Genomic DNA, 20,919 nt, shown 5'->3' on the forward strand with positions numbered 1-20,919 from the left:
TTCAGACCGGAGTGCTCTGCTGCGGGCCCGCGCTGGCGACCTGTTCGGCCACATGGCTGCGCCACAGCGCGGCAAGAAGATCGGTCTGAGTAATCATTCCGGCCAGCTTGCCATCGGGATCGACGATGAGCGCATCATGATGCAGCCCGGTGGATAGCGCGGGCAGCAGTTCGTCGATCGGCAGGTCCGGCGCAGCGCGGTAAGGCGCGGGATCGAGCACGTCCTGCACCAGCCTGCCGTTGCCCGCCAGAAGCTGGGCATGGCCGACGATGCCCACCGGATGCCCTTTGCCGTCGACCACCGGCATGGCCGAAAGATTGCGGCCGAGCAGGCGATCGCGCGCCTGGCCGACGCCTTCGTCGGGATGGGCCACGATCACATCGCGCGACATGATATCGGCGCAGCTTAACGCGCGGTGCAGGCGGCGGTGGGCGCGTGCTTCCACTTGCCGGAACAGCGTGTCGAGATCGTCGCGGCTGACGTCGAGCAGTTCGTCATAGCGAGCCAGCACCGCATCGATATCGGCGGTGGTGAAACCCACCCGGTCTTGCGGCAGGGGATCGCGCGTGCCGTGCGCGTTGGGCTGCGCCGGCGCAGCGCGGTGCGGGTAGCGGTGGCGCGTGGCATTGTTGAACAGGATGCCGACCAATAGCAGAAGCACCGCGTTGAGCCCCACGGGGAAGAAAGCGAACGCGAAGCCGGCTTTCGCGATAGCCGGGCCGCCGAGCGCCGTGGTCAGCGCCATGGCCCCGCCGGGCGGGTGGAGGCAGCGGCACATGCGCATCGTTACGATGGCCAGCGCCACAGCCGCCGCACCAGCGAACAGGCCGCCGGGCAGATAGGCCGCACAGGCCACCCCGACCAGAGTAGAGAGGACATTGCCGCCGATGATCGACCATGGCTGGGCCAGGGGGCTGGCGGGCACCGCGAACAGCAGCACCGCCGATGCGCCCATCGGCCCGACCAGCGTGGGCAGGCCGTGGTTATCGCCCAGCCACTGGTGGCTGATCCAGGCCGTGAGAAGAATGCCGGTCATCGCGCCGAGACTGGCGCGGACGACGTTGAGATGCCCCGGAAGACCCAGTTGGCGGAAGAAGGCGAATCGCGGCATGGCTTTGTCGATCTGTCGGTCGAAAGGAAGTGCCGCGCGCTAGACGAAACCAGCCTTCCCGCCAACTGCAAGCATGCAGGGCAGCCGTAAAGGTTGCCTATCGCGGGGAAGTTCCACACACTGCGGCCATTCCCGCGTCAATCACAACATAATTGAGGAAAGCCATGAAACGTATCGCCATCATGACTGCAACGCTGCTTCTGTCAGGAGCGCTGGCCACAACGGCCATCGCGGGGGAACCGTTGCGCATCGAACGCAAGGATGCGCAATCCGCGACCGTGGTGCGCGATGACACCGTCCCGGCCAGCTTCTGGTTGAGCCGCGATACCGTGCTGGATGATGGCGATACCCTGATCGTGCGCGACAGCAAGGCGCAGCGCGTGGCCGTGAAACTTCCGGCCAGCGAACGCAGCTATGTGATCGTGCGGCGTGGCAACGAGGCGCCGCAAGTGGTGGCCGAACGTCTCCTGCCGTTGGAGAAAGGCAGCAATTTCCGCGATCTGGGCGGCTATACCACCAAGGACGGGCGAACTGTCCGCTGGGGCAAGGCGTTCCGTTCGGGGGCAATGCCGCTGTTGACGGATGCGGACTATGCGTTGCTGGAACAGCTTCGCCTGGGGGCGGTGGTCGATCTGCGCTCGCTCGAAGAACGGGAGGTCGCACCCGATCTGCTGGATGATCGCACCGGGGCGCTGTTCCTTTCGAACGACTATTCGATGAAGCCGCTGTTCGCCAAGATGGAGGCAGGTAGCGGCGAAAACACCTATCAGGGCATCGAGGAACTGCTGGTGCCGCAGCTGCGGGCGATCTTCAACCGCCTGCTCGCCGACGACGGGGCCGTGGTCTATCACTGTTCAGCCGGGCAGGACCGCACCGGCATCGCCACGGCGCTGATTTACGAAGTGTTGGGGGTCGATCGCGAAACGATTCTGAAGGACTATCATCTTTCCACCGGGTTCCGCCGTCCTTCGGTCGAAATGCCGCCGGTCGATCCTGCCGATTATCCCGGCAATCCGATGGTCAAATACTATGCGGCGAGCCAGGCAAAACCGGGCGGCGCCAAGGCAGAGCCGCTTTACACCCCCAGCGGCCAATCGCATCTGGCGCAGTTCTTCACCTATATCGACAGCCGCTATGGCGGGACGGAAAGCTACCTCAAGCAGAAGCTGGGGCTGAGCGATGTCGATCTCGAAGCGCTGCGGACGAAAATGCTGAGCTGATCCGGGCGCTATGGCTTGCGTTACGCGGCGTCTTCCGGCGGGACGCCGCGTTGCGACGCTTCGGCGAGTTCGCGAAAGCGCCTGGTGTCGAGCGGGCGCACGGCGACGAGCGTCGTCATCCATTGGCGGGATAGAAGGGCATGGCGGCGGTCGTCATCCGCCAGTTCCTGCACGTCCAGCCGAAAGCGTTGCAGCAGTTCCTCCAGCCGGGCGATGCCTGATGCGGATAGCTTGGCAGCTTCGGCGGTGTAGATTGTATCGGGATCGCCGAAATCGATTTCCATGAACTGACGTTTCATGTGCTGTTCGAAATGCTGGCGCATCGGGCCGCGCCGCCAGGCCACGCGCCGGTCGACACGGCTGCGCACACGCCCGCCGGGCAGGCGGTCGATCAGCGCCAGCCGCTCCAGCCGGTCCAACTGTTCCTCGATCCGGTCCATCGGTACGCCGAAATCGTCATGCAGGTCGCGCGGCGGCCAGCCGCTCATCGCCATGAAGAACAGGAACGACAGCAGCGTGCTTTCCGTCAGCGCCTGCTCCTGCGCCAGTGTCAGTTCGCGGGCCAGTTCACGCGGCGGGCCGCCTGCCAGTTCGGCCAGTTCGTTCAGGCGGATTCCAGCCAATGCGCACAGGTCCTCCAGCCGGTCGGTGGCGAGGCCCCGCCCCTGGAACCAGCGCTTCACGGTGGCGTCACTCACTTCCAGGCGTTCGGCGATCATCCGGATGGTGAATCCGTTGGCGCGCAGCAGCCTGCGCAAAGTGGCCATCCATTGCGGAAACTGGCGATCGGATCGTGCGGGCATGCCTGTGCCTCCATCGATTCATCAACGGTTCGTGTCACAAGCCAAATTGGCTCTTCACATGATCTATGTCTGCTTCGATCGTTTGTCACGCAGCCTTGCGGACCTGTAAAAGTGCGGCACAGATCAGACGCGGATTACGCGTCGCCAGCAGCAGGAGAAGGACAGATGGCAGGTATCCTGATCAAGAACGGCACGGTTATCGACGGCACGGGGGCAAAGGGCTTCGCGGCCGATGTGCGCGTTGCCGACGACCGCATTGTCGAAGTCGGCCCCGATCTCGAAGCGCGGGGCGAACGCATTATCGATGCACGCGATTGCGTCGTCGCGCCGGGCTTCATCGAAAGCCATACCCATTACGATGGCACGATGTGGTGGCAGCCCGATCTCGATCCGCTGCCCGGCTATGGCACGACCACCGTCATCCTCGGCAATTGCGGTTTTTCTGCCGCGCCGGTTTCCGACGAGGAGGCCGTGCGGCTGGAAATGGTCAAGATATTCTCCTTCTTCGAGGATATCCCGGAAGCGCCCTTCGTGCAGAATTTGCCGTGGGACTGGCGCAAGTGGTCGGAATACAAGCAATCGATGACCAAGCATGTCCGCGTGCCGGCGAACTATGGTGCTTTTGTCGGCCATATCGCCATTCGCCTGGCCGCGATGGGCATGGACGCATGGACCCGGGCGGCGACGCCGGAGGAAGTGGCGAAAATGGCCGAACTGCTCGACGATGCGCTGGCCGCCGGGGCGCTGGGCATGTCGGACAATCTGCACGATCATGACGGGCAGAACCGCCCGATCCCGACACTGTTGGCTGACGATGCCGAATTCGCCGCTCTGTTCGAAGTGATGGAACGCTATCCCGGCCGCACCTATCAGGTGATCGTCGACACGTTCATGCGCAAGACGGGCCCGGCCTCGCTCGACCGGATGGCGCGCCTGCTCAAGGGCAAGAAAGTGCGTGTGCAGATCGCAGGCGCCATTCCCGCGCTCGATTTCCAGAAGGATATCCGCGAAATCATGGAACCGCAGATGGCGCGGCTTCAGGCGGAAGGCTATGATTTTTGGGCCGGATTCAGCCATGTTTCGCCGACCAACACCTTGTCGATCGAACGGTCGCTGATTTTCGCCCAGTCCAACGATTATGTCTGGCACGAAGTCGTGCTGGCCGAAACGGCGGAAGAAAAGGAACGCCTGCTGCGCGATCCGGAATGGCGCGCCCGGGCCCGCGATAGCTGGGACAATCAGGCATGGAAGCATTCGCCGATGGCCAATCCGCAATCGCTGCATCTGCGCAATTCGGAAAACGGCTTCGGCCCGATCAATCTCACCCTCAGGGACCACGCCGATGCACTGGGCGTTCACGCATCGGATGCCATGGCGGAGTGGATTCTGTCCAACGGCCTCGGTTCCACCGTGCACATGGCGCCGTTCCCCAAGGATGAAGAACTGACCGCCAGGCTGATCCGCGATCCGATGACGGTGGGCAATATTTCCGATGCCGGGGCGCACTTGCAGATGTTCTGCGGCGGCGGCGAAAACATCCTGATCTTCACCAAATATGTCCGCGAAGGCATGGTGACGATGGAAGAGGCGATCCATGCGTTGACCGGCAAGCTTGCCGGGCACTTCGGGCTGGATGATCGCGGGGTCATTTGCGCAGGCATGCGGGCGGATATCACCGTGTTCCATCCCGACGAGATCGAACGCCGCGAAGAATACAAGCGCTTCGATGTGCCGACCGGCAATTACGGTATCAGCTGGCGCTATACCCGCGATGCGGCCCCGATGCGTCTGACGCTGGTGAACGGTATGCCCACCTTCATGGACGGGCGTTTCACCGGGGCCCTGCCCGGCGCGTTCCTCAGTCCTTCGGCTGGTGTCGAACTGGCTCAGGCCGCAGAATAACAGGACCCGGCGGAAATCGCAGCCGCGCCGATCGAAACGGCGCGGCTGCATCTTGCTATTTGCCGGGCACGGCGCAGAATGCGCGCCATAAGAGAACGAGGAGAGATGCAATGGTTGAAGTCACCAAGGCGGATTACGAGTATTTCAACGGCGCGGTGCGCCGGTATGAAACGCAGAGTTCGGTTCTGATCAGTTCCTCGCGCTATCTGAACCACCCGGTGCTGCGCGAACTGATGGCGCAGGAAATGCTTCGCCGGAACGGGCCGGACATGCCCAACACCGCCTACATTCCCGAAGTGGCGCAGATTCTGCACGATCTGGAAGACATGCCGGAAATCTTCCGCCTGTTCGAAGCGGAAAAGCAGCGCCTGCCCGAATTCCGCAACTGGCTCGACCGCAAGCTCCTCTCCGACTTCAAGGCTGAAGACGTCGCCCATTGCAAGCCCGGCACGCTGGGCCACATGATCCACGATTTCATCGCCAACAGCGGTTTCAACATGGACGTGTTCTTCCAGGGGATGAAAGTCGACAGCGACTACACCTATTACCTCAAGGAACGCGCGCTCACGCACGATCTTGAGCATATGGTCACGGGGTTCGGCCCCAACAACGGCGGCGAACTGGCGCTGATTGCGGCCAATATCCGCGCGGCTTACAAGTATTTCTGCCCGGAACTGGCGGCTTACATGAACCGCGTCTCGAACTATCTGAAGGCCAAGAGCCTGATGAAGAGCAACCTCTATTATCCCAAGGCGGTGCCGATCCAGATCGAGGCGGAGGAGCGCGGCTATGCGCAGGGGCGCAACTGGAAATTCCCCCTGATGCTGCTGCCCTGGCGTGAACTGATCGACATTTCGGTGGAGGAAATCCGCGAGGAATACGGGATCACCGACGCGCCGCCGCCGGGCTATTGGGAAGACAGCACGCCGTACAGCGAAGATCCGCGCTTTCCGGCGGAACAGGCGCAGAGCATCGCCGCCGAATAAGCATTATCGCAGGCACACCGCCCGGGCCCAGCAAGGTCCGGGCGGGCGCTGCCGCGCGGCGCGGCTTCCGGGAGAGGGAAATCATGAAGAGTTATCAGCTCGTTGCGTTCGGCGCGGCGCTTGAACCGAACGAAAAGGCCAATCCGCAGCCCAGCGGAACGGAAGTCCTTCTGCGCACGCGGGCGGCCGGCGTGTGCCACAGCGATCTTCATCTGTGCGAAGGCGGATATGATCTGGGCGGCGGGAAAGTGCTTTCACTGACCGATCGCGGCGTGCGCCTGCCGCGCACGCTGGGCCATGAAACGGTGGGCGAAGTGGTGGCCGTCGGCCCCGACGCAACCGGCGTGGCGGTGGGCGATATACGGCTGATCTATCCGTGGATCGGTTGCGGCTCTTGCGCCAATTGCACGGCAGGTTCGGAAAACCTGTGTCTCGGTGCCCCGGCCAATCTCGGGGTTCACCGCGATGGCGGCTATGCCGATCACATTCTTGCCCCGCATCCGCGCTACCTGCTCGATCTCAAGGGCATCGAACCGACCGCGGCCGCGCCGCTCGCCTGTTCGGGCCTCACCACTTACAGCGCGCTGCGCAAAGTGATGGATGTCGCCCGGCGCCAACCGATCCTGTTGATCGGTGCGGGTGGGCTGGGCCTGATGTGTCTCGCGCTGCTCAAGGCCTTGGGGGGCAAGGGGGCGGTGGTGGTCGATCTCGATCCGGCCAAGCGGGAAGCCGCCTTGCAGGCGGGGGCGCTGGCCGTGATCGATGGAGCTGCACCCGATGCGGCGGCGCAGATCAATCAGGCGCTGGGCACTCCGCTTCTGGCGGGGATCGATTTCGTCGGCAATCCCGCCACGGCGGCGCTGGGCTTCGATCTTCTGGCCAAAGGCGGGAAAATGGTCATTGTTGGCCTCTTCGGCGGAGCCTCGCCATGGTCGTTGCCGCTGTTTCCGATGAAAGCGCTGACAGTGCAGGGCAGCTATGTCGGCAATCTGCAGGAACTGCACGAACTGGTCGATCTCGTCAGCACGCTGCCGCAAACCCCGCTGCCGATTGACGCGCGCCCGCTGGATCAGGCCAATCAGGCGCTGGACGATCTCGCGAGCGGGCGAGTGGTCGGGCGCGCGGTGCTCGTGCCGTGAGGGGATAAGCGCCCCGCAGGGGGTATTGTTGCTTTCCGGAGAGAGGGAAATTGTGGCGCTGGGGCTTCTGGCGCAGCCAATGTTGTGCCATGAGCAGCGGCGCAAGAGCCGTTCTTGTGGCACGGGGGCAAGCCACGTGTCGAAAATGGTATTATTCCGGCACGGATTGCCCAATGAACAAACCTGTCTCCCGCCGCGAACTTAACAAGGAGCGCAGGCGCAACGCCATCCTCGACGCGGCACGCGCGGGGTTCGCCCGCGACGGTGTGCAGGGGACAACCATGGACGATATCGCCAGGGAAGCGCAGGTTTCGCGCACCACGCTGTTCAATTACTTCACAGGCAAAGGGGAAATTCTCGATCATCTGGTGATGGAAATGCACGAGCATTTCTTCGCCCGGATCGAGGAATGCCGCAACGCGACCACCGATGTGGGGGAACGCGTAATGCTGGCTTTCGTCAAGACGGGGCAGGTCATGGACGCCGGGGCGGAAAAGTTGCGCCCGCTGGTCGGCTATTCCGAACTCGGCTGGAATGAGGCTGGGGTGCTCGAACGGATGGAGCGGCTGACGACCGGCTTCGAAAGCCTGCTGGAAGGCGGCGATACCCAGTTCGCACCCGATGCCCCCGATCCGCGCGCCATCGCCGAAATCATGACCGGGGTGTTCATTGGTATGGTTCACAATTGGCGGCTCACCCCCGGCTATCCGCTGGAAGAACGGTTGACCGAGGCCGCGAAGTGGATTTGCGTGATGCTCAGGCGTTCCCCCCAAGGCTGAACGCCTACGATTTCCCATATTTCTCCGCTTGACGTGAACCCAGGTCCAATTATGAACTTGAGTTCAGAAAAGCGAGGTGGCCGCGCGCAGCGGTTGCACCGGGGAGAATGGTCATGCGGGGATTGGCAGGCAAGGCCGGGGTGATTGCCGGTGGTGGGCGCGGGATCGGCGCGGCCACGGCGCTTCGGCTGGCCGAAGAAGGCGCTGCTGTCGTGATCGGCGATCTCGAAGAAGAATGGGCCCAGGCCACCGCCGCGCGCATTGTCGAAGCGGGCGGCAAGGCGATCGGTATGGGGCTCGATATCTGCGAGCCGGACTCGGTGGCGGCGCTCGTCCAGACCTGCATCGGCACCTATGGCGCATTGAACTATTTCCACGCCAACGCTGCCGGGGCCACGCAGGGCGATGTCGATGCGCTGACGATTAGCCTCGAAACGTTCGACCGTTCGATCGCGCTCAATCTGCGTTCCTATCTCATCTGCACGCAACAGGCCCTGCCCGCGATGCTCGAACAGGGCGGCGGCGCGATGCTCTACACCAGTTCGGGCGCGGCCTATGGCGGCGCACCGTGGCAGGTCGCCTATCCCACGGCCAAGAACGGCATCCATGCGATGATGCGCCATGTCGCGGCGCGTTATGGCAAGGAAGGCATCCGTGCCAATGTCGTCTGCCCCGGCCTGGTGCTGACCGAAGCGGCGCTGGAGCATCTGACCGACGAATATCGCGAAGCGGGCCTCAGGCGCGCGGCACTGCCCCGCCTGGGCAAGCCGGAAGATCTGGCCGCGATGGCCGCATTCCTGATGTCGGACGATGCGGAATGGATCACCGGGCAGGTGATCAGTGTCAACGGCGGAATGGCCATGCGGGACTGATCGGTAGCGCGATGGTGCATATTGTCCGCAGTGCGCCGGTCATCGGACTGACAGCCGTCTATGAGCGTCACCGGGCATCCGGTATCGAATTGAGCACCTGGTTCGAAGGGTAAAACTGGCGCTATCCGGTGCCCGTTGCGGGCAGGGATGGCGCGATAAAACGGGAAGGAATGCGTCATGGACACTACACGTCGAGAAATGCTTGCCGGGGCGGCGGCGATTGCGGCCACGGCGGCGGTATCGGTTCCGGCCGGTGCGGCATCGCGCGCATCGGGCCATGTGCTCGACGATCATGACGCGATGGGGCTGGCCGAACTGGTGAAGACCAGGCAGGTGTCCGCCTCGGAACTGCTCGAAGCGGCTATCGCGCGGGCGGAAAAGCACAACCCGAAACTGAATTTCATAGCGCACAAGCTCTATGAACGCGCCCGCGCCACGGTGGCCAAGGGCGTGCCTGAAGGGCCGTTCCAGGGCGTTCCCTGGCTGATCAAGGATCTCAACACCCATATTGCCGGGGAACTGACCGAACAGGGCAGCCGTCTGTTCAAAGGCAACCGGGCGACTGTCACTTCGGAACTGGTCAAGCGGTACGAACGGGCGGGCCTGGTGATTTTCGGCAAGACGACATCGCCCGAATTCGGCCTGACCGCGACCACGGAAAGCCTGTTGATGGGGGCAACGCGCAATCCGTGGAATCCGGAACGAATCGCCGGCGGATCGAGCGGCGGCGCGGCGGTGGCGGTCGCCTCGGGCGTGCTGCCTGCGGCGCATGCCACCGATGGCGGCGGCTCCATCCGCATTCCGGCGTCGTGCTGCGGCCTGTTCGGGCTCAAGCCCAGCCGGGGCCGGGTGCCCATGGGGCCGCCCTACACCGAAGGCTGGGGCGGGATGTCGGCGCATCATGCTGTCACCCGCAGCGTGCGCGACAGTGCCGCGCTGCTCGACGCCACGCACGGCCTGGAGCCGGGCGCGCGCTATACCGCGCCGACGCCGGAACGCCCGTTTCTGGAGGAAGTGGGGCGTGATCCGGGCCGTCTGCGGATCGCTTTGAACGTCACACCGGCGCTCGGTACGCCTGTCGATCCCGATGTGGTGGCGGCCGTCCGCAATGCGGCGGCGCTGTGCGAAAAGCTTGGCCATACGGTCGAGGAAGCAGCGCCCAAGCTGGACATGGACGCGATCGGCAAGGCGTCCTTTGCAATTATCGGTTCCTCCATCGTGGCCACGGTGAACGCGCGGTGCGCGGCGCTGGGGATCAAGCCCGGCCTTGATGTGCTCGAAGCGGCCACGCTGATGTATTACCAGATGGGGCAGAAAACCGCTGGCGCCGACTATGTGCAGGGGACCAACGATCTGATGGTGGCCGCCACTGCGGTTTCGGAATTCATGAACGATTACGATATCCTGCTGTCGCCCACCGTGGCCAGCCCGCCGCTGCCGCTTGGCGTGATCAACCTGTCCAACCCGGATATCGAAGCGTACATCAAGGCGATCAGCGCTTTCGTGCCGTTTAGCGGGTTGCAGAACCAGACCGGCCAGCCGAGCATGTCCGTACCGCTCGGCATGTCGCAATCGGGCTTGCCGATCGGGGTGATGTTCTCTGCCCGCTATGGCGCGGAAGCGACGCTTTTCCGCCTCGCCGGGCAGCTCGAAAAGGCGGCTCCGTGGCGGGATCGCAGGCCGCGCATGGCGTGAGGTTTATTCCGGGCCTTGCCGTCGTCCGATTTGTAAGCCATCCCTCACATCGATCACAGAATCACACCGATAAGAAAGAGGAGATGGGGGATGATCAAAGGCCCGGATGCACTGTGCCGGAGCTATGACGAAGCGATGGCGGCCAAGGATGGCCGCGCTTTGGCTTCGCACTACGTGTTTCCGTACTATTCGTTCACGATGGGGCAGGTTCACAGCTTTACAGATCGCGAGGAGGCTGATGCCGCCTGCGCCGATCAGGTTGAACGGTTCGAAAAAGCCGGGGTCGGTTCGGATATCCGCATCACCAATTACAAGGTCGTGCCGGTGTCGGACGGCGCGGCGCTGTGCCATATCACCTGGGAAGTGTTCCCGAGCAACGGCGCGCCCGGCTGGAAGTGGACCAACGTTTACGGCTATCGCCGCCGGGGTGACGAAGAAGGGTTCGAATTCAATATTTCGGACAACGAAATCGGTGAACTGCTGGCGCGCTTCCCGGATTTCTACAGCCTTTGAACGCAGCCCGGCAGTAGCCGGGCCCGCAAGGACAACGATCAGGTCGGCCTACCGCCGGCCTGTCTCGTTTCCGGCTCTTGCGGCGCGCGCCATTCGCGGGTGATCGCCTCCAGATCAAGCGGGCGCACCAGCATCAGGATCGCGCTCCAGTCATAGGCTTCCATATGGGCGGCCTGATCCTGTTCGCAGATCAGCTGGATGTCGTCGCGCAGTGCTTCGAACAGGGCCTGCACCCGCGCCCGCCCGGCATCGCTCAGCCGCACCATGTCGGAAACGTAGCGCGATTCCGGCGCGCCGAAATCCATCGAGATGAAGAAGCGTTTGACGGTCTTCTCGAACGCCACGGACAAGGGGCCGCCGCGCCGCCAGCGCACCGCCTTGCGGGTGCGGGCGCGCAGCCGCCCATGCGGTGCGATATCGACGAGATCCATCCGGTGCAGGCGGGCGAGGCAGGTGTCGAGCGGTTCGCCGCTCAGGCCGAATTGTTGCTCCAGGTCCTGCCGCTGCGCGCCGTGGAGGATCGCAAAGAAGGCCAGTGCCAGCACGCGGTCGGCGGCGAGCACGCGTTCCTGCGCCAGCGTGAACATGGCCTGTTCCGGCCCGCGTGAGCGGCCAACCAGATCGCGCATTTCCAGCCCGGCCAGCGCGCATATCTGATCGAGCCGCGCAAGGCTGAGCCCTTCGCCGCGCAACCAGCGCCAGACCGTCGGCTCGGCCACTTCCAGTTGCCGGGCCAATGTGCCGATCCTGACCCCCTGCCGTTTCAATTCTCCGCGCAGTTCCGCAAGGATCGCGGCCACACCGGGGCGCTCGCTCATCGTCAAATTTCCAAATCTATCTATATTCGATAGATTTGTATCATAAAACGATCGTCAATCCAGAAGGGCGATTGATCCACCCCACTGCGGCGAACAAGAAGGCAAGCCAGACGGGCAGCAGGGCCCGCAAGTCGGGAGTGGAAACGATGGCAAGAACAGCCGAATACGGCCTTGGCGAATTCACCTTTCCGCGCGGGTGGTTCATGATTGCGCGCTCCGCCGATCTGGGCAATGTGCCGATGGCGTTGCGCATGTTCGGTCGCGATCTGGCGCTCTATCGCGGGGAAAGCGGCGCACCCCACCTGCTCGATGCTTATTGTCCGCACATGAAAGCGCATCTCGCGGCGGAGCAGACTTCCACCGAGGGCGCACATCGGATCGAAGGAGAATCGATCCGATGCCCCTATCACTGGTGGCGTTTCGGCCCGGATGGCCGATGCAACCATGTTCCCTATTTCGATGGTGCGATTCCACCCGCGGCCAAGATCCGCGCCTATCCCACACAGGAACGGTTCGGCTGTATCTTCGCCTGGCATGACCCGGAAGAGCAGGCGCCCGATTTCGATCTGCCCGAGATCGGCGAATGGGATGATCCTGCGTGGATGCGCTGCGACTGGGACGATCTCGGCACGCTGGCGGTCCATCCGCAGGAAATTACCGACAATCTGGTCGATGCGCGGCATTTCGGGCCGATCCATGGCCAGCGGATCGCCTATTTCGAATCCGTGTTCGACGGGGTGATCGGACGGCAATATTCGGGCGGTGGGCACGAAACCATGGTTGCCACCGACGAAGGCGTGATGGACGTGGACGCGTTCTATCAGGGGCCCGGCTTGCTGGTGGCGCGCTATGCCGGTGATACCGATGCAGTGCAGCTTGTCTTCCACACGCCCAAGGAGGACGGGGTGACGCAAGTGTGGCACGGATTGTTGACGAGGGCCCACGCCTCGCCGCCCAGCGTGGAAGATATCGCCATAAACCAGCAATATCATGACGTCGGGCTTGCGGCATTCTCGCAGGATTTCGCAATCTGGCAGTCGAAAGCGCCCGCCGTGCAGATTATGCGTATGCCGGGGGATGGCCCTTTCCATCGTTGCCGTGCATGGTATCGCCAGTTCTACAACCCACGTGCGCGGGCGAGTGAGTTCCAGGCACGCGCAGACGGGGCGCACGATACGCAAGGGATCAGCATGCGGGCCCCGCTGGCGGCCGAATGATTTTGTACCGACAATTTTTTGGAGGATGTGAATGAGCAAGGATTTCCCTGAAGGCGCCGTGATGGTTTTCGGCGGCAGCGGCGGCATCGGGAAAGGCGTGGCGATGGAGTTCGCCAAGGCCGGAACGAATGTCGCGATCTGTTATCGCAGCAAGAAGGAAGTCGCCGAAGCCACCGCCGAGGCGATCCGTGCGCTGGGCGTGAAAGCGTCAATCCATCAGATGGATGTGCGCAACCGCGCCGAAGTGGTCGCCGGGATCGATGCCGCGATCGCCGAACATGGCCGGATTCACTCGATCGTCTGGGGTGCGGGGCCGATCGTGGCGCAGGTGCCGCTGGCCGACTGGACGGAAGACCAGTTCCGCCAGTCGATGGAAATCGAAGCGTTCGGTTTCTACAACGCCGTGCACACCGCGATTCCGCATTTCCGCGCCAAGGGCGGCGGTTCGTTCGTTCACCTCGGTTCGGCCGGGCATGACTGGTGGCCGCATCTCGATGGCCTGTCGGTCGCGCCCAAGGCCTGCAACGAAGCGCTGATCAAGGGTATCGCCAAGGAAGAAGGCGTGAACGAAATCCGCGCCAATTCGATTCTCGTCGGCGTGATCGACGCGGGCCAGTTCAAAGTCGGCCAGGAAGAAGGCTACTTCGACGAAGCGTGGGAAACCGCGGTCAAGGCCATGCTGCCGATCAAGCGCTGGGGCCTCGCGGAAGATATCGGCCAGGCGGCCGTGTTCTTCGCTTCGAACAAGGCGAACTATGTCACCGGCCAGACCATTTCGGTCGCGGGCGGTTTTGGCGTCTGATGCGCCATCGGTGGCCGCATCGGCGGCCACCGTCTGCCAGTTCACCGACCGCCTTTTCAGAGCGGTTTGACGCGGGGCGGGGCCATGAAGGCCTCGCCCCGTCCGTTTGTCGCACCATCGTCACATCCTGACCCTAAGGCGCCCGCATGCCGGGCACCGGACAGCCTTGAGCAAGGTTGTCCGGCTAGAAATGGGCTGCGCATTTTCGCGCAAGGAATGGAAGTGAGTTGGGAATGAATGTGCCGGGCACTTATGTCGATGCGGGCCGCTCGTATCACGATGTGCGCGTGGTCAATCTGACCTGTGCGGATTGCCTCGTCGCGGGAGAAAGTCCGGATCTGCCCGCTGGCAGCGAATTGCGCATATTCATTGGCGCCATCGGCCCGATCGATGCCCGGGCGGATGAGCGCTGCGGCGATTGCTATCGCATCCGTTTCGTCCATCCCATCGAACAGCGGATCGTCGAACACTTCGCCGCCGCCTGAGATTTCTCTCACTTTGTGAGCAGCAATCGCACTTGCCGATTGCCTATTGCCGCGCTTTCGCGGATAGGCGCGCGCGCAGGACATGAGCGAAAATCCCGATGCGATAATTCTCGGCGCTGGCGCGGCGGGACTGATGTGCGCGGCCCAGGCGGGCCAGCGCGGGCGCCGTGTCGCGGTGATCGAAGCGGCGGACGAGCCGGGCAGGAAAATCCTCATTTCCGGCGGTGGGCGGTGCAATTTCACCAATCTTCACACGGCGCCGGATCGGTATCTCTCCGCCAATCCGCATTTCGCCAAGTCCGCGCTCAGCCGCTATACGCCGGCCGATTTCCTTGCGCTGGTCGAGGCTTACGGCATCGCCTGGCACGAAAAGACGCTGGGCCAGCTGTTCTGCGATGGCTCCGCGCGGCAGATCGTCGCCATGCTGGGCGATGAAGTGGCGAAAGGCGGCGGCACTGTCCATTGTGGTCATACCATCACCGATGTGGCGCATGCCGATGGGTTGTTCACCGTCACCACCGATCAGGGCCGGTTCCGTGCACCCGCACTGGTGATCGCAACCGGCGGCCCGTCGATCCCGAAAATGGGGGCGAGTGGGTTTGCCTACGATCTTGCCCGGCAATTCGGGCTGAAAGTGGTGGAACCGCGCCCCGCGCTGGTGCCTTTGACGCTGAGCGGGGAGGAGGCGCTGTTCCGCGATCTTTCCGGTGTCGCCACCGATGTGATCACCCGCGCGGGCAAGGCTTCGTTCCGCGAAGCGGCGCTGTTTACGCATCGTGGCCTGTCCGGCCCGGCGATTCTGCAAGTCTCCTCCTATTGGCGCAAGGGCGATCCGATCGGGATCGATTTCCTGCCGGGGCGGGGCACCGGCTGGCTGCTGGGGGCCAAGCAGGACAAGCCCCGGGCGACGCTGCTGGGGCTGCTCAAGGATGCGCTGCCGGATCGGTTGGCCGCTGTTTTGGCGGAGCGGCTGGCGCTTGGCGGTATGCTGGCCGGGCTCAGCGATGCGGCGCTGCGCGATGCCGAAAATCGCCTGGCCGACTGGCGCTTCGTTCCCAATGGCAGCGAAGGCTTCGCCAAGGCGGAAGTGACCATCGGCGGCGTCAGCACGGCGGAATTGTCCTCCAAAACGATGGAGGCCAAGCGCGTGCCCGGTCTTTATGTTATCGGTGAAGCGGTCGATGTGACCGGTTGGCTCGGCGGATACAATTTCCAATGGGCCTGGGCCAGCGGCTGGGCGGCCGCGCAAGCCCTCTGATTTTTCTCTCCCCTGTCCGGTATTTCCCATGCCGAACCAAGCGATTGTGAGTTCGATGTCCTTTCCCCTTATTCCTTCCCTGCTGGGTGATGCGCTCGCCGAACGCGGTTATGCCGCGCCAACCCCCGTTCAGGCCGCCGTGCTGGAAGCGGAGGCCGCCGGGCGCGATCTGATCGTTTCGGCGCAGACCGGTTCGGGCAAGACGGTCGCTTTCGGCCTGGCGATGGCGAGCGATCTGCTGCGCGATGAAGGGCGGCTGCCCTATGCGGCGGCGCCGCTCGCGCTAGTGATCGCGCCGACGCGCGAACTGGCCTTGCAGGTGAGCCGCGAACTGACCTGGCTCTATGCCAAGGCCGGGGCGCGGATCGCCACCTGCGTGGGCGGGATGGACCCGTCGAAGGAACGGCGGGCGCTGAACCATGGGGCCACCATCGTGGTCGGCACGCCGGGTCGCCTGCGCGATCATCTGGAACGCGGCGCGCTCGATCTCTCGGCACTGGCCGTGGCGGTGCTCGACGAAGCGGACGAAATGCTCGACATGGGCTTCCGCGAAGATCTGGAGGAAATTCTCGACGCGGCCCCGGCGGAACGGCGCACGTTGCTGTTTTCCGCCACCATGCCGCGCCCGATCGAGGCGCTGGCGCGGCGTTATCAGCGCGATGCCCTGCGCATTTCGACCATCGGCGAAGAACGCGGGCATGGCGATATCGCCTATCAGGCGATCACCGTCTCCCCCTCGGACATCGAAAATGCGGTGGTCAACCTGCTGCGTTATCACGAGGCGGAAACGGCGATGCTGTTCTGCGCCACGCGCGACAATGTCCGCCATCTCCATGCCACTTTGCAGGAGCGCGGGTTCTCGGTCGTCGCGCTGTCGGGCGAACATTCGCAATCGGAACGCAACCACGCCTTGCAGGCGCTGCGCGACCGGCGGGCGCGGGTCTGCGTGGCGACCGATGTGGCCGCGCGGGGGATCGATCTGCCGACGCTCAGCCTCGTGATCCATGTCGAAATCCCGCGCGATGCCGAAACCTTGCAGCACCGTTCGGGGCGCACCGGGCGTGCGGGCAAGAAGGGCACGGCGGTGCTGATCGTGCCCTATCCGCGCCGCCGCCGGGTGGAATCGATGCTGCGCCATGCGCGCGTGGCGGCGGAATGGGTGAATGCGCCGACGCCGGAGGAGATCCGCACACAGGATCGCGAACGGTTGATGCAGGTGCTGCTCCAGCCGGTGGAATTCGACGAGGAAGATCACGATCTGGCACAGCGGCTGATGGGCGAACGCTCGCCCGAAGCGATCGCGATGGCGCTGGTCCATGCCCATCGTTCCGCTCTGCCGCAGCCGGAGGAACTGATCGAAAACACCCCCGAAGCGCGGGATGCGAGCAAGAAGGATCGCCATCGGGCGGGCTTCGAGGATACGGTATGGTTCCGCATGAACGTGGGGCGGCAGCACAATGCGGAGCCGCGCTGGATTCTGCCGCTGATCTGCCGCCGCGGGCACATCACCCGCAACGAAATCGGCGCGATCCGCATCACCGGCAACGAAACCTATTTCCAGGTGCCGCGCCCGATTGCATCCAAAGTCGCCGCCGCCGTGCGCCGGACGGCCAAGGAAGAACGCGATGAGGACCCGATCCTGATCGAGGAATCGGCCGAGGCGCCGCGCGAAGTGGCGCGTGAAAACCGCCGCAAGGGCCCGCCGCGCGATGGCAAGCAGTTCGTGCGTGACGAGCGCGGCCTGCGTGGCCCCCGTGGTCCGTACAAAGGCGGGCCCAAGGGCGGGAAAGGCAAGCCCGGCGGGCGCAAGGGCCCGCGCGCGGACCAGTACTGAAGCGGGATAGCGCCTTGCGGAGGCGCGTTCCCCGTGCGAGGGCAGCGGGACCGCGCGAGGCCCGACAGGAGCCGATGGAATGATTGCACGCGAATTGCTGGGCACGGCGCAAGTGCCGGGCGGGGAAGAACTGAAGCTTTTCCGCCATGATCGCGATTTCATGATCGTGATGGGCCATAACGAGCTGATGAGCACGCGCCGCAGCGGCTCCGAGATCGCGCTGGCCACGCAAAGCCATCAGCGGATCGCCGGGGTGAAACGCCCGCGTATCCTGATCGGCGGCTATGGCATGGGTTTCACGTTGCGCGCCGCGCTGGAGGTGTTGGGGCCCGATGCGGAAGTGACTGTGGCCGAACTCGTTCCCGAAATTATCGCTTGGGCGCGCGGGCCGATGGCGGACCTGATGTCGGGCTGTCTCGACGATCCGCGAGTCACTCTGCTGATGGGCGATGTCGGCGATGTGATCGAAGCGCGGCCGGGCGATTTCGATGCGATCCTGCTCGATGTCGACAATGGGCCCGATGGGCTGGTGCGTGAAGACAACAACCGGCTCTATTCCAAACGCGGCCTTGCGGCGGCGAAGGCCGCGCTGCGCCCCGGCGGGGTGCTGGCCGTATGGTCGGCGGGCAAGGACCCGGCCTTTACCGCACGGCTGAAGAAAGCCGGGTTCGTGGTGGACGAAGTGGGCGTCCGCGCGCGCAGCAACGGCAAGGGGCCGATGCACGTGATCTGGTTCGCCACCCCTGCCTGAAGGAACACGCGATGGACTTCGACGATCAGCTGCGCCGCTATTTCGCCACTGACGATCTGGCGTCGCTGCCGCCTGCCGCGCTTGAGGCCGGGGTGGAGCGGATGCAGGTCGATTTCGGAATGGAGAAAGATCGCGCCCGCCGCTTCGCGCTGTGGACGCTGCTCCACATGTTTGGCGCGGCGCCCGATCTGGATGTGGCCTTCGACAACGAGGACGACCGCAACAGCGCGCGCAATTTCATGGAAATGATGGAACGCGCGCAGGAGGAATAGGCGGTAAGCCTCCGTCATTGCTTCGCCCCTTGGGCTTGCAATGATGGGCTGGTTTATTCCTCCCTCGCCACCGCAATCGCCAGCACTTCGATCGCATCCTCTTTCCCGCCGAAAGCCACGCATTCACCCACTTCCGCGCCGATCATCGCGCGGGCGAGTGGGGCGGAAAAGGCGATGTGCCCGCTAGCCGGGTCGGCTTCGTCATCGCCGACGATGACGAGCGTGCGCTGCTTGCCATTGAGCGCGAAAGTGACACTGGTGCCGAATTCCACCTTTTCGCCATCGGGCGCGGGCACCGGTTCGGCGGTGATCTGCCGGGTTTGCCAATACCGGAGATCGCGCTTCAACGCGGCGATGGCGGTTTCTTCGCCGCCTGCCGCGATCCGCGCTTCCAGTTCCGTGACCCGTTCCCCGATCAGCCGCAATCCGCGCGCGGTGACGCGATTGGGGCCGGGCGGGATGGGGATTTCGAACTTGGGTTCGAGATGTTCTTCATCGCCATCCCGGCGAAATGCCACGCTCATCGTCAGTCCTTACGCGCTGAAAGTTTCCAGCGCTTCACTCGCTTCCATCCAGGCGGTTTCGGCGGCGGCGATCTTCTTTTCGATTTCGGAGCGGCGCAGCATCAGTTCGGTCATGGTCAGGCTCGCGAACGGCGGCTTGGCCGCCGCGGGATCGAACATCGCCTGATCGATGGTGGTAAGCTGCGCCGACAGCTTTTCCAGTTCCGCCTCCGCCGCTTTGGCTTGCTTGCGCAGATGCTGGCTCTTTTCGCGGGCATCGGCGGCGGCTTTGCGCTGGTCCTTCTTGTTGGGCGTGCGCGGGGCGTCATCTTTGGCGCCGGCTGGCGGGTCCTTCGCCAGCACGTAGGCGATGTAATCGTCGATCGTGCCGTCGAATTCCTTCGCGGTGCCCTTGTCGACCAGCACCAGCCGGTCCGCCGTCATTTCCAGGATATGTCGGTCGTGGCTGACGATCACCACCGCCCCGGTGTAGGCATTGAGCGCCTGGATCAGCGCCTCGCGCGCATCGACATCGAGGTGGTTGGTCGGTTCGTCCAGAATCAGCATATGCGGCGCATCGCGGGTGATAAGCGCGAGAGCGAGCCGCGCCTTTTCGCCGCCCGACAGCTTGCCGACCTCGGTCGTCGCCTTGTCGCCTGAAAAGCCGAACCGGCCCAGTTGCGCGCGCACCGCGGCAGGCGTCGCCCCCGCCATCAGCTTGTTCATGTGGTGGAACGGGGTTTCATCGGCGTGCAGTTCTTCCACCTGATACTGGGTGAAGTAGCCCACACGCATTTTGCCGCTGGCGTTCATCGCGCCTTCCATCGGCGCCAGTTGCGCGGCGAGCAGGCGGGCCAAGGTGGTCTTGCCGTTGCCGTTGCGGCCCAGCAATGCGATCCGGTCATCCGGATCGATCCGCAGATTGATGCGGCTGAGCACCGGCGTTTCGCCATAGCCCACCGCCGCGAGATCGAGCGTGATCAGCGGCGGGCGCAGTTCGTCGGGCAGGGGGAAGCCGAAGCTGAGCGTCGGATCATCGACGATTTCGGCAATCGGTTGCAATCGGGCGAGGGCTTTGACCCGGCTTTGCGCCTGCTTGGCCTTGGTCGCCTTGTAGCGCCAGCGGTCGACGAAGGCTTGCAGCTTGTCCCGCTCCGCCTGCTGCTTTTCGCGCGCGGCGGCGGCGTGGGCCTGCCGCTCCGCCCGCTGCCGCTCGAACGCGTCGTATCCGCCGGGGTAGAGCTGCAATTTGCCGTGCGACAGGTGGAGGATGTGATCGACCACGTTGTTGAGGAAATCGCGCTCGTGGCTGACCAGCAGGATCGTGGCGGGATAGGTCTTGAGGAAATCCTCCAGCCACAGCACCGCCTCCAGATCGAGGTGGTTCGACGGTTCGTCGAGCAGCAGCAGTTCGGGTTCGGAAAACAGCAGCGCGGCCAGCGCCACGCGCATCCGCCAACCGCCCGAAAAGCTGTCGAGCGGGCGATGCTGCGCTTCCTCGTCGAAGCCGAGGCCGACCAGAATGCGTGCCGCGCGCGAGGGGGCGGCATGCGCATCGATGGCGATCAGCCGCTCGTGAATATCGGCCAGCCTGGCCGCATCGGTGGCGGTTTCGCTTTCGGCGAGCAGAGCGGTGCGTTCGGCATCGGCGGCCAGCACCGTTTCGAACGGTGTGCCTTTGCCCGCCGGGGCTTCCTGCGCGATATAGCCGATGCGCGCGCCGCGCGGCATCGCGATCGTGCCGGTATCGGGTTCGATCATGCCCGTGATCGTGCGGATCAGCGTGGATTTGCCTGCGCCGTTGCGCCCGACAAGGCCGATGCGCCCGCGTGGCGGGAGCATGGCGGTGGCGTCTTCAATAATCGCGCGGCCGCCGAGGCGGACGGTAATTCCATTCAGATTAAGCATAAAAGTGCGTCTAGCAGCAGAGGCATAGGCGCGAAAGCAGGTGGCGCCCGG

At 64.0% G+C, this 20,919-nt stretch carries 20 protein-coding genes; 15 read left to right on the top strand and 5 right to left on the bottom strand.

What is annotated here, in order from left to right:
* Nucleotide 1: 1 nt before the first annotated feature.
* On the bottom strand, nucleotides 2-1,111 hold the full coding sequence (locus K5X80_RS05575) for an HPP family protein (RefSeq protein ID WP_222559854.1): 1,110 nt from the start codon (nucleotides 1,109-1,111) through the stop codon (nucleotides 2-4).
* A 164-nt stretch (nucleotides 1,112-1,275) separates the two neighbouring features.
* Here K5X80_RS05575 and K5X80_RS05580 point away from each other — a divergent pair, with 164 nt between their 5' ends.
* A complete protein-coding gene (locus K5X80_RS05580) occupies nucleotides 1,276-2,331 on the top strand; it encodes a tyrosine-protein phosphatase (RefSeq protein WP_222559855.1) in 1,056 nt (351 codons plus the stop codon).
* Between the two features lie 20 nt (nucleotides 2,332-2,351).
* Here K5X80_RS05580 and K5X80_RS05585 read toward each other — a convergent pair whose 3' ends face one another.
* Nucleotides 2,352-3,134 (bottom strand): helix-turn-helix domain-containing protein, encoded by a 783-nt coding sequence (locus tag K5X80_RS05585; RefSeq protein WP_222559856.1) that lies wholly within the window; start codon nucleotides 3,132-3,134, stop codon nucleotides 2,352-2,354.
* A gap of 165 nt (nucleotides 3,135-3,299) precedes the next feature.
* Here K5X80_RS05585 and K5X80_RS05590 point away from each other — a divergent pair, with 165 nt between their 5' ends.
* The 7 genes from K5X80_RS05590 to K5X80_RS05620 all read left to right on the top strand — a co-directional run bounded on the left by K5X80_RS05590 (nucleotide 3,300) and on the right by K5X80_RS05620 (nucleotide 11,020).
* A complete protein-coding gene (locus K5X80_RS05590; protein WP_222559857.1) occupies nucleotides 3,300-5,036 on the top strand; it encodes an N-acyl-D-amino-acid deacylase family protein in 1,737 nt (578 codons plus the stop codon).
* Between the two features lie 110 nt (nucleotides 5,037-5,146).
* A complete protein-coding gene (locus tag K5X80_RS05595) occupies nucleotides 5,147-6,022 on the top strand; it encodes a Coq4 family protein (RefSeq protein ID WP_222559858.1) in 876 nt (291 codons plus the stop codon).
* Between the two features lie 83 nt (nucleotides 6,023-6,105).
* Nucleotides 6,106-7,161, top strand: a complete 1,056-nt coding sequence (locus K5X80_RS05600; protein ID WP_222559859.1) for an alcohol dehydrogenase — start codon at nucleotides 6,106-6,108, stop codon at nucleotides 7,159-7,161.
* 173 nt (nucleotides 7,162-7,334) lie between these two features.
* Nucleotides 7,335-7,940, top strand: a complete 606-nt coding sequence (locus K5X80_RS05605; RefSeq protein WP_222559860.1) for a TetR/AcrR family transcriptional regulator — start codon at nucleotides 7,335-7,337, stop codon at nucleotides 7,938-7,940.
* Between the two features lie 113 nt (nucleotides 7,941-8,053).
* Nucleotides 8,054-8,812 carry an SDR family NAD(P)-dependent oxidoreductase gene (locus tag K5X80_RS05610; RefSeq protein ID WP_222559861.1) on the top strand — a complete coding sequence of 253 codons (759 nt, stop codon included), beginning with the start codon at nucleotides 8,054-8,056 and terminating at the stop codon, nucleotides 8,810-8,812.
* A 177-nt stretch (nucleotides 8,813-8,989) separates the two neighbouring features.
* Nucleotides 8,990-10,507 (top strand): amidase, encoded by a 1,518-nt coding sequence (locus K5X80_RS05615; protein WP_261390648.1) that lies wholly within the window; start codon nucleotides 8,990-8,992, stop codon nucleotides 10,505-10,507.
* 90 nt (nucleotides 10,508-10,597) lie between these two features.
* Entirely contained in the window at nucleotides 10,598-11,020 is a 423-nt protein-coding gene (locus K5X80_RS05620; protein WP_222559862.1) for a DUF6841 family protein, read from the top strand.
* Between the two features lie 38 nt (nucleotides 11,021-11,058).
* Here the strand turns inward: K5X80_RS05620 and K5X80_RS05625 are convergent, their stop codons facing one another.
* A complete protein-coding gene (locus tag K5X80_RS05625; protein ID WP_222559863.1) occupies nucleotides 11,059-11,838 on the bottom strand; it encodes a helix-turn-helix domain-containing protein in 780 nt (259 codons plus the stop codon).
* Between the two features lie 146 nt (nucleotides 11,839-11,984).
* Between K5X80_RS05625 and K5X80_RS05630 the strand changes: the two genes are divergently transcribed.
* The 7 genes from K5X80_RS05630 to K5X80_RS05660 all read left to right on the top strand — a co-directional run bounded on the left by K5X80_RS05630 (nucleotide 11,985) and on the right by K5X80_RS05660 (nucleotide 18,457).
* Nucleotides 11,985-13,055: a Rieske 2Fe-2S domain-containing protein gene (locus K5X80_RS05630; RefSeq protein WP_222559864.1), complete on the top strand. Its 1,071-nt coding sequence runs from the start codon at nucleotides 11,985-11,987 to the stop codon at nucleotides 13,053-13,055.
* A gap of 31 nt (nucleotides 13,056-13,086) precedes the next feature.
* Nucleotides 13,087-13,857, top strand: a complete 771-nt coding sequence (locus K5X80_RS05635) for an SDR family NAD(P)-dependent oxidoreductase (protein WP_222559865.1) — start codon at nucleotides 13,087-13,089, stop codon at nucleotides 13,855-13,857.
* Between the two features lie 227 nt (nucleotides 13,858-14,084).
* On the top strand, nucleotides 14,085-14,342 hold the full coding sequence (locus tag K5X80_RS05640; RefSeq protein WP_222559866.1) for a hypothetical protein: 258 nt from the start codon (nucleotides 14,085-14,087) through the stop codon (nucleotides 14,340-14,342).
* An 82-nt stretch (nucleotides 14,343-14,424) separates the two neighbouring features.
* Nucleotides 14,425-15,600, top strand: coding sequence for a BaiN/RdsA family NAD(P)/FAD-dependent oxidoreductase (locus tag K5X80_RS05645; protein WP_222559867.1), 1,176 nt, complete (start codon nucleotides 14,425-14,427; stop codon nucleotides 15,598-15,600).
* Between the two features lie 55 nt (nucleotides 15,601-15,655).
* A complete protein-coding gene (locus tag K5X80_RS05650; protein WP_222559868.1) occupies nucleotides 15,656-17,434 on the top strand; it encodes a DEAD/DEAH box helicase in 1,779 nt (592 codons plus the stop codon).
* Nucleotides 17,435-17,513: 79 nt separating this feature from the next.
* Complete coding sequence (locus K5X80_RS05655; protein WP_222559869.1) at nucleotides 17,514-18,185, top strand: spermidine synthase; 672 nt, start codon at nucleotides 17,514-17,516, stop codon at nucleotides 18,183-18,185.
* Nucleotides 18,186-18,196: 11 nt separating this feature from the next.
* Nucleotides 18,197-18,457, top strand: coding sequence for a hypothetical protein (locus tag K5X80_RS05660; RefSeq protein ID WP_222559870.1), 261 nt, complete (start codon nucleotides 18,197-18,199; stop codon nucleotides 18,455-18,457).
* A 53-nt stretch (nucleotides 18,458-18,510) separates the two neighbouring features.
* On the opposite strand, the gene K5X80_RS05665 is transcribed toward K5X80_RS05660, so the two are convergent.
* Complete coding sequence (locus K5X80_RS05665; RefSeq protein WP_222559871.1) at nucleotides 18,511-18,981, bottom strand: GreA/GreB family elongation factor; 471 nt, start codon at nucleotides 18,979-18,981, stop codon at nucleotides 18,511-18,513.
* 9 nt (nucleotides 18,982-18,990) lie between these two features.
* Nucleotides 18,991-20,868, bottom strand: a complete 1,878-nt coding sequence (locus tag K5X80_RS05670; protein ID WP_222559872.1) for an ABC-F family ATP-binding cassette domain-containing protein — start codon at nucleotides 20,866-20,868, stop codon at nucleotides 18,991-18,993.
* Between the last annotated feature and the right edge of the window lie 51 nt (nucleotides 20,869-20,919).

This window comes from Caenibius sp. WL (genome assembly GCF_019803445.1).
In the GTDB taxonomy this organism is placed as follows: Bacteria; Pseudomonadota; Alphaproteobacteria; order Sphingomonadales; family Sphingomonadaceae; genus Caenibius.

Excerpts from the sequence above, each read along its gene's own strand:
- K5X80_RS05585 (WP_222559856.1), bottom strand. The coding sequence starts at position 3,134 with ATGCCCGCACGATCCGATCGCCAGTTTCCGCAATGGATGGCCACTTTG.
- K5X80_RS05650 (WP_222559868.1), top strand. The coding sequence starts at position 15,656 with ATGTCCTTTCCCCTTATTCCTTCCCTGCTGGGTGATGCGCTCGCCGAA.
- K5X80_RS05670 (WP_222559872.1), bottom strand. The coding sequence starts at position 20,868 with ATGCTTAATCTGAATGGAATTACCGTCCGCCTCGGCGGCCGCGCGATT.
- K5X80_RS05630 (WP_222559864.1), top strand. The coding sequence starts at position 11,985 with ATGGCAAGAACAGCCGAATACGGCCTTGGCGAATTCACCTTTCCGCGC.
- K5X80_RS05665 (WP_222559871.1), bottom strand. The coding sequence starts at position 18,981 with ATGAGCGTGGCATTTCGCCGGGATGGCGATGAAGAACATCTCGAACCC.
- K5X80_RS05655 (WP_222559869.1), top strand. The coding sequence starts at position 17,514 with ATGATTGCACGCGAATTGCTGGGCACGGCGCAAGTGCCGGGCGGGGAA.
- K5X80_RS05645 (WP_222559867.1), top strand. The coding sequence starts at position 14,425 with ATGAGCGAAAATCCCGATGCGATAATTCTCGGCGCTGGCGCGGCGGGA.
- K5X80_RS05610 (WP_222559861.1), top strand. The coding sequence starts at position 8,054 with ATGCGGGGATTGGCAGGCAAGGCCGGGGTGATTGCCGGTGGTGGGCGC.
- K5X80_RS05600 (WP_222559859.1), top strand. The coding sequence starts at position 6,106 with ATGAAGAGTTATCAGCTCGTTGCGTTCGGCGCGGCGCTTGAACCGAAC.
- K5X80_RS05635 (WP_222559865.1), top strand. The coding sequence starts at position 13,087 with ATGAGCAAGGATTTCCCTGAAGGCGCCGTGATGGTTTTCGGCGGCAGC.
- K5X80_RS05660 (WP_222559870.1), top strand. The coding sequence starts at position 18,197 with ATGGACTTCGACGATCAGCTGCGCCGCTATTTCGCCACTGACGATCTG.
- K5X80_RS05605 (WP_222559860.1), top strand. The coding sequence starts at position 7,335 with ATGAACAAACCTGTCTCCCGCCGCGAACTTAACAAGGAGCGCAGGCGC.
- K5X80_RS05625 (WP_222559863.1), bottom strand. The coding sequence starts at position 11,838 with ATGAGCGAGCGCCCCGGTGTGGCCGCGATCCTTGCGGAACTGCGCGGA.
- K5X80_RS05615 (WP_261390648.1), top strand. The coding sequence starts at position 8,990 with ATGGACACTACACGTCGAGAAATGCTTGCCGGGGCGGCGGCGATTGCG.
- K5X80_RS05595 (WP_222559858.1), top strand. The coding sequence starts at position 5,147 with ATGGTTGAAGTCACCAAGGCGGATTACGAGTATTTCAACGGCGCGGTG.
- K5X80_RS05590 (WP_222559857.1), top strand. The coding sequence starts at position 3,300 with ATGGCAGGTATCCTGATCAAGAACGGCACGGTTATCGACGGCACGGGG.
- K5X80_RS05620 (WP_222559862.1), top strand. The coding sequence starts at position 10,598 with ATGATCAAAGGCCCGGATGCACTGTGCCGGAGCTATGACGAAGCGATG.
- K5X80_RS05575 (WP_222559854.1), bottom strand. The coding sequence starts at position 1,111 with ATGCCGCGATTCGCCTTCTTCCGCCAACTGGGTCTTCCGGGGCATCTC.
- K5X80_RS05580 (WP_222559855.1), top strand. The coding sequence starts at position 1,276 with ATGAAACGTATCGCCATCATGACTGCAACGCTGCTTCTGTCAGGAGCG.